Genomic DNA, 14,778 nt, shown 5'->3' with positions numbered 1-14,778 from the left:
CCCTCTGTCACGAGGGGGTTTTTGTTTATGGGCGGTTTATTTCAGTTCCGGCCAGTAGGCTTTGTTGGCCTTTATCAAGTCATCGAGAATGGACTTGGCCACCGATGCACTGGGCACTGTCTTGGAGAGGGTGATGGCTTGCCACAGCTTCTGGTAAGAGTGCTCGACCCAGGCTTCGACCACCAGTTTCTCGACCGCGACCTGCTGACCCATCATGCCCTGCTGGAACAGCGGGATGCTGCCCACTTGCAACGGCTCTGGCCCGCTGCTGCCGACCAGGCAGGGGATCTCGACCATGGCTTCTGGGTCAAAGTTGGGGATGGCGCCGCGATTGGGAACGATCAGCAGCATCCGCTCCTGAGTGTTGAAGGCGATGGCGGTTGCCAGGTCAACGATATAGGAGGCGTGTTCATCGATCTCCAGCTCGCCCGCTGCTGAATTGCCTGCCTTGACGATGTCGGTACAGGCGGTGAAGACCTGCTTCTCGCGGTGCTCCATCACCTCGTTGGCGCGGGTGTGTTCCGGGTTGGAGTGGGCCACCACATAGTCCGGGTAGAGGTAGTACTTCAGATAGGTGTTGGGCAGGGTATCCGGGTCGAGCGCCCACACATCCTTTGCCTTGGCGAAGGTATCGTTCCAGCTTGCTTCGGCATGGCTGGCGCTATTGGGCACATAGCCGTGGCGGGCGACGTGCTCTTTGATCTTCGGCATCAGGTCGTTACCTTCCAGATCCTCGATGCGGGTCCACCAGCCAAAGTGGTTGAGGCCGTAATAGCGTACCCGCATCTCTTTGCGGGATTTGAGACCGGCAATCTGGGCCATGCGCCCCTCGATCCCGATCGGCATGTCGCAGATGTTGAGGATTTTGGCGTTGGGACGCAGGCGACGGGTCGCTTCGGCCACAATGGCGGCCGGGTTGGAGTAGTTGAGCATCCAGGCATTGGGTGAGTACTGCTCCATATAGTCGACCAGCTCCAGCACTCCGCCGATGGAGCGCATGCCATAGGCGATACCGCCCGGGCCGCAGGTCTCCTGACCGACCACGCCATGACGCAGCGGGATCTTCTCGTCCAGCTCGCGCATCGGATATTTGCCAACCCGGATATGGGCCATGACGAAATCTACATCGCTAAACGCTGCTTTGGGGTCGGTGCCATAGCTGAAGGCGATCTCGGGAGCCTTCTCTTTCAGCAGGATTTTGCAGGCTTCGGCGATGATCTCCTGACGGGCACCATCGTTGTCGTAGAATTTGATCTCCTTGAGCGGGAAGCGATGTTGATTTTCCAGCAACATCAGAACGATACCAGGAGTAAAAGTGCTGCCACCACCGGCAATGACTACAGAGAATTTTTTCATGATCATGACTCCATTACTAAAGACGATTGTTGATGACTGTTGTTCATAATCGATTCCATATTTTCACGTACCTGAGGTACATGCAGACCGATAATTACCTGGATACTATCGCCATGGCGGACGACACCATGGGCCCCTAATTTAATAAACTCCTCATCTGCAGCGGCTAGCTTGCTGTTAACCAGCGATATTCTTAAGCGGGTGGCACAATTATTCAGACTGCGTATATTTTTGACTCCGCCAAGCGCTTCGATAATTTGTGTTGCACTATCACTGCCACGCTGGTTTTTGGCTGCCTGATAATCTGACTTGGAATAAAGCTTTATTTCACTGTCTTCCCGGCCCGGTGTTTTAAGATTGAGTCTGATAATCATCGCGCGGAATATCAGGAACCAGATTCCGGTAAAGACCAACCCGATAGCGATCTGGGTGAACATCATTCCCGCATGGTTGTGGAACATGGGTATCCAGTTCTGCGGCAGGAACTGGTCGAGCAGACCTCCACCCATGTTGCCGACCACACCAAACAGGTACATCACAGTCGACATGGTGGCTGCCAGCAGGGCGTGGATGGCAAACAGCAGCGGCGAGATGAAGAGGAAGGTGAACTCCAGCGGCTCGGTGATACCGACCAGAATGGCGGTCAGGGTGGCCGGGATCAGCAGGCCTGCCACCTTGGCCTTGTTCTCTTTGGCTGCCGTGGCATAGATGGCCAGAGCAATCCCCATGGCACCGAAAATCTTCGAGTTGCCGTGCAGGGCAAAGCCACCCTGAGGGAACTGTTCAATCAGCGGGCGAGTGCTCTGGCTGACCAGCATGTGCTGTGCCCAATAGAGCTGAATGCCCCCCTCTACTGCCGCTGGACCGAAGATGAAGGGGCCGTAGATAAAGTGATGCAGGCCGGTCGGGATCAAAATCCGCTCGAGGAAGGTGTATACCCACACCCCGACCGGACCCGAGACCAGCATGAAATTCTGCAGGGAGGCGATGCCCATCTGTACTTTTGGCCAGCCAAGCAGGGTCAGCCAGGCGCAGGGGATCATCACGAAGAAGGCGACAATGGTGACAAAGGAGCTGCCCTGAAAGATGCCGAGAAAGACCGGCAGTTGGCGATCAAACAGGCGGTTGTGCAGTGCCGTCACGATGCCGGAGATGACGATGGCCCCTATGATGCTGGTATCCAGGGTTTTGATCCCCGCCACCATGGCGAGGCCACTTTCCCCCCCACATCCTGACTGAAGTCGACCCCGAAATAACTGCCCCAGGTCATTCCCATGGCGTTGATAAAATAGTTCCAGGTCATGAAACTGACCAATACAGCCAGACAGGCTCTGGCTTGAGCCTTATTTGCCAGACCGATTGGCAGGCCAATGGCAAATATCAGCGGCATATTCCTGAATACTGTCCAGCCACCCTCTTCAATAATATGGATGATCTGGAAGAATAATCCTTGTGGGTTTGCCAGTGATTCACCGACAAACATCGGGTTTTTCAGCATAATTGCAATGCCTACTACCATACCTGCAAAAGGAAAAAGCAGTACAGGAGTGAACATTGCTCCGCCAAAACGTTGAATTTGACTGAGCATATATTGTCCCTTGGTTGAAATAGCTAATCGAATCCTTGCCGGTGTTGCCAGATGCAAATTAGCAACGATAAAAAGAGACCTCATGAAATATCTTGGAATAATGTGATCTGACGCATGCAGTTATTTAGACAAAGATGTCTAACTTTTGCGATATTGTTGTACCTCTTGGTTTTGTGATGTTTTTGCAGCTTTAGTTGAAAGTTAAGTTATTGTTTTTAAGCAATTTAGCCACTTCATTGAGAATAAGATGGTTGGCGTTGTGACCACAGGAGATGTCTAGCAGTGATCTATAAATCGGTGGCTGATCGACTCAGGATCAGGGTAAACGGTGCCGAGTGCCGGGTGGGAGATGTGTTGCCGGGCGAAAAAGCGCTGGCAGAACAGTATGGTGTCTCCCGCATGACCATTCGCAAAGCGGTAGACATGTTGATCGAGTGGGGATTGGTCGAGCGGCGCCACGGCAGCGGCACCTATGTGACAAAAAAGGATGTCCAGCATGAGACCAAAGGGCTGAGCGGGTTTACCGAACTGATGCGCGAGCAGGGGCGCACGTTGACCAGCCAGGTGTTGGAATTTCGCACCATGCCTGCGCCACCGGCCATCGCCAGTCAGCTGAGGGTGAAGGTGAATGAACCCGTCTATTACTCCAGCCGGATCCGCTCGGTGGATGGTCGGGCTCTGCTGCTGGAAGAGAGCTATATGCCGGTCAGACTGTTTCGCAATCTGTCGGTCGCCCATCTGGAAGGGTCCAAATTCGACTACATCGAACGGGAGTGCGGCATCGCGATTGCGGGTAACTATGAGTGCTTCAGTGCCGTGCTGGCGGATCGGGTTACTGCCGAGCTGCTCCATATCGAGCAGGGGGCCCCTATCCTGCGGCTCACCTCGCTCTCATACAGCGAGAGCGGAGAGTTCCTCAACTACTCCATCATGTTCCGCAATGGTAACGACTACCATGTCGACTACCACCTGCACCGTTTTCGTTAATCCGCTCGCCAGCCTGCGGGTTGGTTATTGGCTGGATGCAGGGCCTCTCACGAAGCAGGGAATGGCCCTCTATCTGGTGGATATTCCCCCCATTTGACCCACCTCGCATTTTGCCTGTTAATCGTTTGATCAATATCAACAAAGGGTTAAGTTCTGATGGACTCCCGACTTAACCGTTCCATCCTGTAGGTTGGGTATGACTGTCAAGGATGGTGTCTTATGTTCCCCCCTCGCAAGCTGGGTCACCAGATCACGCTGCTGGCAATTGGCGGCATCGTATTGCTCGCCGTGGTGCTGCTTACCTTTAACCTGTTTGAAAATCGCCAGCGGGCGCTCGCGGCCGAGCAGGCTGCACTGCGGAGCCAGCTCCAGAACGTGGAAGCGGTGATCAAAAACACCAGCCATGAAACCGTGCTGGCAGCGACTCTGATCGCTCAGCGGCCGGATGCAGCCAAGGCGGTGGCCGACAAGGATTGGCAGACCCTCGCCAATCTGTTTGATCCGCTCTGGCCCGCTATCAAGGCGCAGGGGATCGAGCAGTTCCAGTTTCACCTGCCGCCAGCCACCTCCCTCTATCGGGTACACAAGCCTGAAAAACACGGTGATGACCTCTCTGCCATTCGCCCCACTGTGGTTGAGGTGAATCGCGAGCATCATGCCGTTGGCGGGCTGGAGATTGGCGTGGCTGGTACCGGTTTGCGCGGGGTCGTGCCGGTCACCTTCAACGGGCAGCCGGTCGGTTCGGTGGAGTTTGGTCGTGCCCTGGATGAAAAGCTGTTTGGCCAACTGCTGGACAAGCAGGTGCAGCTCGCCATCTATCTTTTTGAGCAGGGCAAGCTGGTGACGCTGGTTGGCACATCCCGGCTTGGTGAGGCGATGGAGTGGTATCAGCCGGTACTGGCCGGTGAGGAACGCTTCGTCAATATGACGCAGCAGGGGAGTGATTTGCTGGTGATGGCGGCCCCCCTGCGCGATTACTCCGGCAAGGCGGTCGGTATCATCGAGTTGACCCGGGATCACAGTCTGGTCGCGGCCGATCTGGCGCGTCAGGGCTGGCAGATGGCGATCATCTCTCTGGTAGGGGCTCTGGTGATTGCCATGGTGATGGCGTTCGCACTCAATCGCATCAATCGACCGCTGCTCGACAGCGTCAAGGCGCTGGAGGCGCTGGCCAATGGCTCCGGCGATCTCGGCAGCAAGCTGCCGGTGGCGGGGCCGGAGGAGATCCGCCGCCTCGGGTCGGCGTTCAATGCCTTTGTTGCCAAGATTCGCGACACCATCAGCCAGCTCACCGCCACTCTGGGCGAGCTGGCTGGCGAGAGCGAGCGGCTATCGCGCAGTGCGGCGGGCAACCTTGGCAGCATGACGCGCCAGCAGGAGCAGACCACCCAGCTCGCCACCGCCATGACCGAGATGACCAGCACGGTACACGAGGTGGCCAACAACACGGCGCAGGCGGCCGAAGCGGCCAACGAAGCGGACAATCAGGCGGTCACCGGTGATGAGGTGGTGCAGCAGAGCGTCAACATGATCGAACAGCTGGCGGAGGAGATCGCCAGCGCGGGCAACACGGTGAAAGAGGTTGCCAAGGCCAGCGAGCAGATTGGCTCTGTGCTGGCGGTGATCCAGTCCATCGCCGAGCAGACCAACCTGCTGGCCCTCAACGCCGCCATCGAGGCGGCCCGGGCCGGTGAACAGGGGCGCGGTTTTGCGGTGGTGGCCGACGAGGTGCGCTCGCTGGCTGGGCGCACCCAGCACTCCACCGCCGAGATCCGCGGTACCATCGAGCAGTTGCAACGGGCGGTGGGCACCACGGTGACCATGATCGAACACAGCGTCTCGCGGGCGGGAGAGTCGGTGGAGCGGGCCAATCAGGCGGGAGAAGCCCTCGGCCGGATCAAGGGGGCGGTCAACAGCATTCGCGACATGAACACCCAGATCGCCGCTGCCTCGGAGGAGCAATCCTCGGTGAGCGACGAGATCACCCGCAATATCGTCAGCGTCCACGAGATCTCCCAGGCCACCACGCTGGTGGCGCGGGATACCGCCCATATCGCCAGCCATGTGGCGACCCTGGTGGACAAGCTGGGGGATCTGGCCGGGCAGTTCCAAGATGGTTCCAACGTGCGGATGGTGCTGAGTCGCGCCCGCGCCGCTCACATGGGCTGGAAGACCCGTGTCCGAGCCTATCTGGATGGGCAGGAGGGGCTGTCGCGCAGCGAGGCGGTTAGCGACAAGGAGTGCCGCCTTGGCCACTGGTACTTCAGTGAAGGGCAGGCATGTTGCGGCGATCAACCCGCCTTCAGGGCGATGGCCGCCCCCCACGCCAGATTGCATCAGGTGATCCAGCAGATTATCGAGCTGAAAAATCAGCACAAGCATGAAGAGGCGGAGGCGCTCTACCGCGAGATCGAGCAGAACTCAGAACAGGTAGTGGGCTGCATCGATCAGCTGCTGCGGGAGATGACCAAGCCGGAGCGTTAATGACGAGCGGGCGGATAGCCAAAGGGCTGACAGCGATGTCAGCCCTTTTGCATGGTGCGGGTCTGGGGCGAGGTTATTGCTCCGGACGCAGATCCTGATAACGGGCGGCGGTGATGAACTGGCCGAAGGTTTCACACCAGACGATCACGCTGCTGTAGCGGGCCGGATCGATCGTGGCGGGCAGCGGCACGATAAAGTTGTCGAAGGTCTTCACCGGCCCGACTCGCACCATCTGATCCTTGAGGCGGGCAAAATCGGCTTCGGTCTCGACAAACTCGGGGGAGAGATAGAGCTGGTAGTCCGGCCCGGGGGCCAGCTTGCCCATCAGACTGACGGTATCCTGCCCTATGCTCACCTTGCCTTCTCCCCAGTGCAGCCGATCGCTGTCTTTCAGATCCCGGCGAAAGGTGCCGTGGAATCTCGCTTGCTGCTGGCTGGCCGCTACCTGCTCGGTATCAGGGGCGGGTGGCGCGATCAGGATCGGCAGGGTGTAGACACCGGCGGCAAAGCCTGCCGCCGCGACCAGCAGATGGGTGCCCAGCAGCAGGGCCATGGTTTTGCGTTTCATGATACCTCGGTCGTTGATGAACAGGTGCCAGCATCATAGCAGTGGTGCTGGCTAAACCGCTTGTCATCCAGCGCTATGGAGCTGGATGTTTGCGCAGCCCTGGCCGACATGGCTTACAGGCTGGCGAAATCCACCTCGGGCAGGTTTTCAAAGCCGGGGCGGGCGAACAGGTAGCCCTGCATCAGGTTGATGCCCATCTCCCGCAGACAGGCCATCTCTTCGCGGGTCTCGATCCCCTCCGCCAGCGGGGTGATCTGCAACTCCACAAACAGCGCCAGAGAGTGGCGCACTATGGCTTGCCGGGTCGGGTCATGGTCGATGCCGCGCAGCAGGTGCATATCGAGCTTGACGATATTGGGGTGAAAATCGGCCAGCAGGTTGAGACCCGAGTAACCGGCGCCAAAGTCATCGATCGCCGTTTTGAAGCCGAGGGCCTGATAGTGATCGACGATGCCGCGAAGATGCTGGCTATCCTGCACCTGCTCCACCTCGGTCAGCTCGAACATGATCTGCGCGATGGGGAAGTGGTGCTCGCGGGCCGCCTGCAGGGTGGTGCGGATGCAGCGCTCCGGACGGTAGACCGCATTGGGCAGAAAATTGATGCTCAGCATGCCCCGCATATCGAGCCGGGCGGCCAGCGCGATGGCCTTGATCCGGCACAGCTGGTCGAAGCGGTAGCGATTACCGTCGTTGACCCGGGCAATCACACTCTGCGCCGGTTCGTTGTTGATCCCCCGCACCAGCGCCTCGTAGCCGAAGACGGTGCGCTGGCTGCAATCGACGATGGGCTGGAAGGCCATGGTGAAGTCGAAGTCGAGATCTGCTTTCTCCTGACACAGCTGGCAGATGGCGGGGGATGGGGCGGCAGGTATATCCATGACTCTCCTCTCGGGCGTGGCGGCGCTGGGCACTGTCTCAAATGATAACAGCTCATTACCCCCCTGTAGGTTCGATTAGCGCAGCGTAATCGGACGAACGAGAGGCTTTGGTTGCGGTTGTTGCCGTGAGTTAGGGTTGGCCAGCCGGAGGGGAGAATTCGGCTGGCCGTTATGGCGAGAGAATCGATTTACGCGAACGTCCGATTACGCCTGGCGGCTAATCGAACCTACGGGCTGGGCACTGTCTCAAATGATAACAGCTCATTACCCCCTGTAGGTTCGATTAGCGCAGTGTAATCGGACGAACGAGAGGTGTTGATAGTGGTTGTTGCCGTGCAACAGGATCGGCCAGCAGGAGGGGGAAGTGCGGCTGGCCGTTATGGCGAGAGAATCGATTTACGCGAATGTCCGATTACGCCTGACGGCTAATCGAACCTACGATCAAAAATTTCAATCATCTTCAAAATAGTCATTGTCAACTTTAAATGTGGAGTAGTTTTTAATAGTTGACACTCCTACACCATGGTTAATCATTAAGTCACATAAAAGAATTCCATCTACTAAAATAATACTTTTTTGTTGTTTTGCTGCATACTCAATGGCAGTTTTTGAAAATGACGACGTTGTGATGAAAACTCCTTTTTGGACATTTTCCATTGCGCCAACAAATTGTTGTACATCGGGTCTTCCAATGCTTTTCTCTGAATATCTCTTGGCTTGAATATATATTTTATCTAGACCAAGCTTGTCTTCTTTTATCACGCCGTCAATGCCACCATCTCCAGGAGATCCACTAACTAATCCTGCATCTGGGGAGTTTCCGCCATAACCCATTGACAGTAATAGATCAACAACTAGCCTTTCAAAAAATGCAGGGTCAGATGCTAGAATTCTTTCTAGTAGAAGGGATTTAACATTATTGATATGCTCCCGATATGCATCATGGAGTTTCTCTTCTGGAATTTTATCCGTACTTGTTTCGGTGACTTCTTTTTTGCTCAGTAACTTCTGTTGCTGGACGTTTTCAAATATGAAGTATTTAGTTATCTTTCCATTCTTACTAGATATTATAAAATGTTTTGCAGGACTAGAGGATGGAAAGTCCAATCCAAAACAATGCTTTCGTAACTTACTGTTTACAATCGATTCTGGTTGCTTTGCTCCAAACTCATATAGCCCTCTAGATATGATTTCACTATATATTTCCTGTGAGGTCATTGGTTTGTTGTTTGAGCTAAGAACTTCTTTTATCGCCTCAACAATAGTCATTGTATTTTCCCAGAAAAACAAAGCTAATATTAATATCCTCCATATAACTTGTAATGGTCAAGTGAGGAAGCCTCCATATGAAATAGCATTGATGTTTATGTGATCAAAAACAAAAAAAGGCGCCTTACGGCGCCGTTTTTAATATCACTTACCCAACCATATCACTGCAGCAGGGAGATATCCGCGACTTGCAGGAACAGGTTGCGCAGGTTGTTCAGCAGCGCCAGACGGTTGGCCTTGAGAGCTTCGTCATCGGCCATCACCATCACTTCGTTGAAGAAGGTATCGACCGGCTCGCGCAGGGCGGCCAGACGGGTGAGGGCAGCCTGATAGTCACCGGCGGCGAACAGCGGGGCCAGTTCGGCTTGCAGTTCGGCAACCTGGGTAGCCAGCGCCTTCTCGGCGGCATCGACCAGCAGTTCCGGTTTGACGGCGGTCGGCAGTTCGCCTTCGACCTTGGCCAGAATGTTGCTCACGCGCTTGTTGGCGGCAGCCAGTGCCAGTGCGGCATCCAGCGTGCGGAAGTGGCTGACGGCCTTGACGCGACGATCGAAGTCGAGCGGACGGGTCGGGCGGCGGGCCAGTACGGCCAGCACCACGTCGGCACCGATGCCTTCGTCCTGATAGGCGGCGCGGAAGCGGCCCAGCATAAAGTCGACCACGTCGGTAACGACGGTTTTGTTGGTCAGCTTGTCGCCGTAGACGCGTACCGCTTCTTCAACCAGTTCAACCAGATCCAGATCCAGCTGCTTCTCGGTCATGATGCGCAGGGCACCGATGGCGGCGCGACGCAGGGCGAACGGGTCCTTGTCACCCTTGGGCAGCATGCCGATGCCGAAGATACCGGCCAGGGTGTCGAACTTGTCGGCCAGCGCTACGGCGCAGGCAACCAGACCGGACGGCAGGGCATCACCGGCAAAGCGCGGCATGTACTGCTCGTTGAGGGCCACGGCCACCGCTTCGTCTTCGCCATCGTGACGGGCGTAGTGCATCCCCATGACACCCTGGGTGTCGGTGAACTCGCCGACCATGTTGGTCATCAGGTCACACTTGGAGAGCAGACCGGCACGCTTGGCCTGAGCCACGTCGGCACCGATGCGCTCGGCGATAAAGCCGGCGACGGTCTCGATACGCTCGACCTTGGCCTTGACGGTGCCCAGCTGTTGCTGGAACAGCACGGTTTCAAGGCGCGGCAGGCGGGAGGCCAGAGTCTGCTTGAGGTCGGTCTTGAAAAAGAACTCGGCGTCTGAGAGACGGGGGCGAACCACCTTCTCGTTGCCGCTGATGATCTGGCTCGGGTCTTTGGACTCGATGTTGGTGACGAAGATGAACTTCGGCAGCAGCTTGCCGTTCTTGTCGTAGACCGGGAAGTACTTCTGGTCACCCTTCATGGTGTGAACCAGTGCTTCAGCGGGAACGGCCAGGAACTTCTCTTCGAAGTTGGCGGTCAGCACCACAGGCCACTCGACCAGTGCAGTCACTTCTTCCAGCAGGGCGTCGTCCAGATCGGCTACGCCACCGAAGGCGGCAGCGGCCGCTTCGACGTCAGCCTTGATCTTGGCCTTGCGCGCCATAAAGTCGGCAATCACCATGCCGCGCTCCTGCAGGATCTGCGGGTACTGGCTGGCGTTGTCGATGGTGAATTCGCTCTCGCCCATAAAGCGGTGGCCGCGGATGGTGCGGGCAGAGTCGATGCCCAGAATGTGGGCGGGCACCAGCTCGCCATCCAGCAGCAGGGTCACGGTGAAGACCGGACGCACGAACTGGATGGTCTTGTCGCCCCAGCGCATCATTTTCGGGATCGGCAGCTTGGCCAGCGCCTGGCTAACCAGCTCGCCCAGCAATTCTTTGGCCGGACGGCCTTCGACCTTGGCGGTGTGAACCAGCCACTCACCCTTGTCGGTGACCAGACGCTCGGCCTGCTCAACGGTGATGCCGTTGCCACGGGCCCAGCCTTCGGCAGCCTTGGTCGGCTTGCCTTCGGTATCGAACGCCTGCGCCACGGCCGGGCCGCGCTTCTCGACGCTCTTGCTCGGCTGTTCGCCAGCCAGCTCGCTTACCTTCAGCGCCAGACGGCGCGGTGAAGCAAACCACTCGACGTCGCCGAAGGCCAGATCGGCCTTGGTCAGTTCGGCTTTGAAGTTGTCGGCAAAGGCTTCGGCCAGGGAGCGCAGGGCTTTGGGCGGCAGCTCAGCAGTACCGATCTCTACCAGAAATGTATGTTGTGCCATGTCCGTTCCTTAACCTTGCTTGTTCTCACTGCGCTGACACATCGGGAAACCCAGCGCTTCGCGGGAGGCGTAGTATGCCTCGGCCACGGCCTTGGTCAGGGTGCGAATGCGCAGGATGTAGCGCTGACGCTCGGTGACCGAGATGGCCTTGCGGGCATCCAGCAGGTTGAAGGAGTGAGCGGCTTTGAGGATGCGCTCGTAGGCAGGCAGCGGCAGCGGTTTTTCCAGTGCCAGCAGGTTCTGGGCTTCCTTCTCGTACTGCTCGAAGCAGTGGAACAGGAACTCCACATCGGCGTGTTCGAAGTTGTAGGTGGATTGCTCCACTTCGTTCTGGTGGAACACGTCGCCGTAGGTGGTCTTGCCCAGCGGGCCGTCAGACCAGACCAGATCGTAGACGCTGTCTACGCCCTGAATGTACATGGCCAGACGCTCGAGACCGTAGGTGATCTCGCCGGTGACCGGCTTGCACTCGAGGCCGCCAACCTGCTGGAAGTAGGTGAACTGAGTCACTTCCATGCCGTTCAGCCACACTTCCCAGCCCAGACCCCAGGCACCCAAGGTAGGGTTTTCCCAGTTGTCTTCCACGAAGCGGATGTCGTGGATCTCGGGATCCATACCCAGCTCTTTCAGGGAGCCCAGATAGAGTTCCTGAATGTTGTCGGGGGAGGGCTTGATGATCACCTGGAACTGGTAGTAGTGCTGCAGGCGGTTCGGGTTTTCACCGTAGCGGCCGTCAGTCGGACGGCGGGACGGTTGCACGTAAGCGCAGGCGATGGGCTCCGGGCCCAGGGCACGCAGACAGGTCATGGGGTGGGAAGTACCGGCACCCACTTCCATATCCAGCGGCTGAATGATGGTACAGCCCTGGCGGGACCAATAGTCCTGCAGCTGCAGGATCAGGCCCTGAAAGGTTTTGACATCGAATTTTTGCATAATTTTTTTCGCGCGAAGTGAAAATCAGAGCAAGATTTGCTGAATGTGAACCGAGGGAGTATACCGTCTGGCATGGTCGGATAATAGGCGAAATTGCAGCGGATTCGCGGGATGGTGCTGCGCTGTGGCTGGTCGGGCGGGATGTCCGGTATATGATGTGAGCAGTGCCGCCTGCAGAGTGGGCAGGGTTGGGCAAACCGCTGAAATAACGAGGGAGAGGAAATGGAACTGCGCTGCGCCTGGGTGACCAAGGACCCGGAATACATCGAATACCATGACAAACAGTGGGGCAGGCCGGTCTATGACTCGCGTGAGCTGTTTGCCAAGCTCTGCCTCGACGGTCAGCAGGCGGGGCTGTCGTGGATCACCATCCTCAAGCGCACCGAAAGCTATTACCGCGCCTATGCCGACTTTGATCCGGTGCAGATTGCCCGGTTCGACGAGCAGGATGTAGAGCGGCTGATGCAGGACACCGGCATTATCCGCAACCGGCTCAAGGTGCAGTCGATCATCAGAAATGCCCGCGCTTATCTGGCGTTGCAGGAGCAGGGGATCGACTTCGCCGACTACCTGTGGGGCTTTGTCGGCGGCGCCCCCATCGTCAACCAGCGGCAGGGCAACGGCGATATTCCGGCGACCTCGCCGGAGTCGGATGCCATGTCGAAAGCGCTCAAGAAGCTTGGCTTCAATTTCGTCGGCAGCACCATCTGTTACGCCTTTATGCAGGCGGTGGGGATGGTGAACGATCATCTGGTCAGCTGTCCTTGCCACGCCGAGTGTCAATTACCGCGCTGACAGCCCGCCGATTGCCCAAAAAAACACCACTCTCGCCATCTGTTCAGGCTTGCGTCAGACAATGGCGTGCCAGCGCGTTACAATCCGGCCCCCGGCATGGTGCCGGATTGTTTTCACAGAGGTTTTTTCATGCGAGCCAAGATCCTGGTGCCTGCTCTGGCACTGACCGTTGCCCTGAGCGGCTGTACCACCAACCCCTACACTGGTGAATCCCAGACCTCCAAGGGCGCCTGGGGCGCGCTGGCCGGTGCCGCTGCCGGTGCCGCAGTAGGCGCGCTCTCCTCCAGCAAGGGTGACCGCAAGAAGGGGATCCTGACTGGTGTGGCCGCCGGTGCCGCGCTGGGTGGCGGTATCGGTTACTACATGGATGTGCAGGAGGCCAAGCTGCGCGAGAAGCTGCAGGGCACTGGCGTCAGCGTTACCCGTAATGGCAACGATCTGATCCTCAACATGCCGAACAACGTCACCTTCGACAGCTCCAGCTCCCAGCTCAAAGCGGCCGGAGCCAACACCCTGTCTGGCGTGGCCATGGTGGTTGCCGAGTTCGACAAGACTCGCCTGAACGTAGTCGGTCACACCGACAGCACTGGTTCCCGCGATCTGAACATGAAACTCTCCCGCGAGCGCGCCGACGCCGTTGCCGCCCAGCTGATTGGTCAGGGTGTTGCAGGTAGCCGTATCGCTACCACAGGTGTTGGCCCGGATCAGCCGATTGCCAGCAACAGCACCGCAGCCGGCAAAGCCCAGAACCGCCGCGTTACCATTACCCTGACCCCGACTGCCTAAGTCGTTCAGGTTTCGGTAACGAAAAGGCCCCGCCAGTGATGGCGGGGCCTTTCTATTGGTGCTGTTGCGAGTAACAGCGTCATGTTATTTGCACCCTGCTCCCCTTGCGGGGGCAGGGCTGGTGGATGAGGGGGAAACCGCCTCTTAGACAGCCGCAGTCAGCTGCACTTCCACCTTGTAGCCTTCGTGGGCCAGACGGGCTTGTACACAGGCTCTAACCGGCGCGGTGCCGGCAGGGATCCAGGCATCCCACTGCTCGTTGAAAGCGGCGATATCGCCAATGTCTTTCAGATAGATGTTGGCCATCAGGATCTTGTCGACGCCGGAGCCGTTGGCTTCCAGCAGGCGCTGCAGGCTTGCCAGCACTTCGCGGGTCTGCTGGTGGATGTCGGCCTCTTCGCTGACGGGCACTTCCACCACGTAGAGAGTGCCATTGTGGATGACCACGTCTGACCAACGCTGGGTGGTGCCGATTCGGGTAATGGTTGTCATGGAGTGCTCCGGTACGGGGGCTTATTGACCCTTGCGGATCAGATAGCGGTAGGGGGCCTGCTCTGTCTCGCTGGCGACCAGGGTGTGATCCATAAAGCGGCAGAAACTGGGGATGTCGCGGGTGGTTGAAGGATCGTCGGCGCTGACCAGCAGGGTCTCGCCATCCGCCATCAGCCGCACTTTCTTGCGAACCATCATAACGGGTTCCGGGCAACGAAGCCCGATTGCGTCCAACTCATGAGTTGCGCCGCAGAATAAATCACTCATCTATTATCAACCTTCAACCTATTCGGCTGCCAATGATACTCAGGGCTAAAAAATAATCAAACAAACGCCCCATCAACCAGCATATGTAACCGAAATGTTTTTCGGCCCTATCCAGCTTGCGCCGGACGAGTAATATAAAAATTG

The 14,778-nt window shown here is 57.5% G+C and carries 12 protein-coding genes and 1 pseudogene; 4 read left to right on the top strand and 9 right to left on the bottom strand.

The window, feature by feature from the left end:
- Nucleotides 1-36: 36 nt before the first annotated feature.
- Together ACTG2U_RS12810 and ACTG2U_RS12805 are read right to left on the bottom strand one after the other, a co-directional pair.
- Nucleotides 37-1,362, bottom strand: coding sequence for a 6-phospho-alpha-glucosidase (locus ACTG2U_RS12810; RefSeq protein WP_232489819.1), 1,326 nt, complete (start codon nt 1,360-1,362; stop codon nt 37-39).
- A pseudogene (locus ACTG2U_RS12805) lies at nt 1,359-2,944 on the bottom strand (alpha-glucoside-specific PTS transporter subunit IIBC). The gene ACTG2U_RS12810 and the pseudogene ACTG2U_RS12805 overlap by 4 nt, the downstream one beginning before the upstream one ends.
- Before the next feature lie 282 nt (nt 2,945-3,226).
- Between ACTG2U_RS12805 and ACTG2U_RS12800 the strand changes: the two are divergent.
- Both ACTG2U_RS12800 and ACTG2U_RS12795 read left to right on the top strand, forming a co-directional pair.
- Nucleotides 3,227-3,931, top strand: a complete 705-nt coding sequence (locus tag ACTG2U_RS12800; RefSeq protein WP_005357335.1) for a GntR family transcriptional regulator — start codon at nt 3,227-3,229, stop codon at nt 3,929-3,931.
- A gap of 219 nt (nt 3,932-4,150) precedes the next feature.
- Nucleotides 4,151-6,415, top strand: a complete 2,265-nt coding sequence (locus ACTG2U_RS12795) for a methyl-accepting chemotaxis protein (RefSeq protein WP_429013531.1) — start codon at nt 4,151-4,153, stop codon at nt 6,413-6,415.
- A gap of 73 nt (nt 6,416-6,488) precedes the next feature.
- Here the strand turns inward: ACTG2U_RS12795 and ACTG2U_RS12790 are convergent, their stop codons facing one another.
- The 5 genes from ACTG2U_RS12790 to glyQ form a co-directional block, all read right to left on the bottom strand.
- Entirely contained in the window at nt 6,489-6,983 is a 495-nt protein-coding gene (locus ACTG2U_RS12790; protein WP_439974559.1) for a DM13 domain-containing protein, read from the bottom strand.
- Nucleotides 6,984-7,096: 113 nt separating this feature from the next.
- Nucleotides 7,097-7,861: an EAL domain-containing protein gene (locus ACTG2U_RS12785; protein WP_429013537.1), complete on the bottom strand. Its 765-nt coding sequence runs from the start codon at nt 7,859-7,861 to the stop codon at nt 7,097-7,099.
- Between the two features lie 450 nt (nt 7,862-8,311).
- A complete protein-coding gene (locus tag ACTG2U_RS12780) occupies nt 8,312-9,130 on the bottom strand; it encodes a restriction endonuclease (RefSeq protein WP_069528605.1) in 819 nt (272 codons plus the stop codon).
- 161 nt (nt 9,131-9,291) lie between these two features.
- Nucleotides 9,292-11,361 (bottom strand): glycine--tRNA ligase subunit beta, encoded by a 2,070-nt coding sequence (gene glyS, locus ACTG2U_RS12775; protein ID WP_429013540.1) that lies wholly within the window; start codon nt 11,359-11,361, stop codon nt 9,292-9,294.
- Between the two features lie 9 nt (nt 11,362-11,370).
- Nucleotides 11,371-12,294 carry a glycine--tRNA ligase subunit alpha gene (gene glyQ, locus ACTG2U_RS12770; RefSeq protein WP_005339464.1) on the bottom strand — a complete coding sequence of 308 codons (924 nt, stop codon included), beginning with the start codon at nt 12,292-12,294 and terminating at the stop codon, nt 11,371-11,373.
- Nucleotides 12,295-12,516: 222 nt separating this feature from the next.
- Between glyQ and ACTG2U_RS12765 the strand changes: the two genes are divergently transcribed.
- Nucleotides 12,517-13,089, top strand: a complete 573-nt coding sequence (locus tag ACTG2U_RS12765) for a DNA-3-methyladenine glycosylase I (protein ID WP_058059621.1) — start codon at nt 12,517-12,519, stop codon at nt 13,087-13,089.
- A 129-nt stretch (nt 13,090-13,218) separates the two neighbouring features.
- Complete coding sequence (locus tag ACTG2U_RS12760; RefSeq protein WP_429013542.1) at nt 13,219-13,875, top strand: OmpA family lipoprotein; 657 nt, start codon at nt 13,219-13,221, stop codon at nt 13,873-13,875.
- 144 nt (nt 13,876-14,019) lie between these two features.
- Here the strand turns inward: ACTG2U_RS12760 and ACTG2U_RS12755 are convergent, their stop codons facing one another.
- Complete coding sequence (locus tag ACTG2U_RS12755) at nt 14,020-14,367, bottom strand: RidA family protein (RefSeq protein WP_021229265.1); 348 nt, start codon at nt 14,365-14,367, stop codon at nt 14,020-14,022.
- 21 nt (nt 14,368-14,388) lie between these two features.
- Nucleotides 14,389-14,634: a sulfurtransferase TusA gene (tusA, locus tag ACTG2U_RS12750; RefSeq protein WP_005339470.1), complete on the bottom strand. Its 246-nt coding sequence runs from the start codon at nt 14,632-14,634 to the stop codon at nt 14,389-14,391.
- Nucleotides 14,635-14,778 lie beyond the last annotated feature (144 nt).

The organism is Aeromonas sp. 95A, from assembly GCF_051919235.1.
Taxonomy (GTDB): domain Bacteria; phylum Pseudomonadota; class Gammaproteobacteria; order Enterobacterales; family Aeromonadaceae; genus Aeromonas; species Aeromonas veronii.
This window is presented reverse-complemented; position numbering and strand designations above follow the sequence as displayed.

Bases quoted from the DNA above. Each gene is read 5' to 3' on its own strand.
- glyQ (WP_005339464.1), bottom strand. From the start codon at position 12,294: ATGCAAAAATTCGATGTCAAAACCTTTCAGGGCCTGATCCTGCAGCTG.
- glyS (WP_429013540.1), bottom strand. From the start codon at position 11,361: ATGGCACAACATACATTTCTGGTAGAGATCGGTACTGCTGAGCTGCCG.
- ACTG2U_RS12760 (WP_429013542.1), top strand. From the start codon at position 13,219: ATGCGAGCCAAGATCCTGGTGCCTGCTCTGGCACTGACCGTTGCCCTG.
- ACTG2U_RS12780 (WP_069528605.1), bottom strand. From the start codon at position 9,130: ATGACTATTGTTGAGGCGATAAAAGAAGTTCTTAGCTCAAACAACAAA.
- ACTG2U_RS12765 (WP_058059621.1), top strand. From the start codon at position 12,517: ATGGAACTGCGCTGCGCCTGGGTGACCAAGGACCCGGAATACATCGAA.
- tusA (WP_005339470.1), bottom strand. From the start codon at position 14,634: ATGAGTGATTTATTCTGCGGCGCAACTCATGAGTTGGACGCAATCGGG.
- ACTG2U_RS12785 (WP_429013537.1), bottom strand. From the start codon at position 7,861: ATGGATATACCTGCCGCCCCATCCCCCGCCATCTGCCAGCTGTGTCAG.
- ACTG2U_RS12790 (WP_439974559.1), bottom strand. From the start codon at position 6,983: ATGAAACGCAAAACCATGGCCCTGCTGCTGGGCACCCATCTGCTGGTC.
- ACTG2U_RS12810 (WP_232489819.1), bottom strand. From the start codon at position 1,362: ATGATCATGAAAAAATTCTCTGTAGTCATTGCCGGTGGTGGCAGCACT.
- ACTG2U_RS12755 (WP_021229265.1), bottom strand. From the start codon at position 14,367: ATGACAACCATTACCCGAATCGGCACCACCCAGCGTTGGTCAGACGTG.
- ACTG2U_RS12795 (WP_429013531.1), top strand. From the start codon at position 4,151: ATGTTCCCCCCTCGCAAGCTGGGTCACCAGATCACGCTGCTGGCAATT.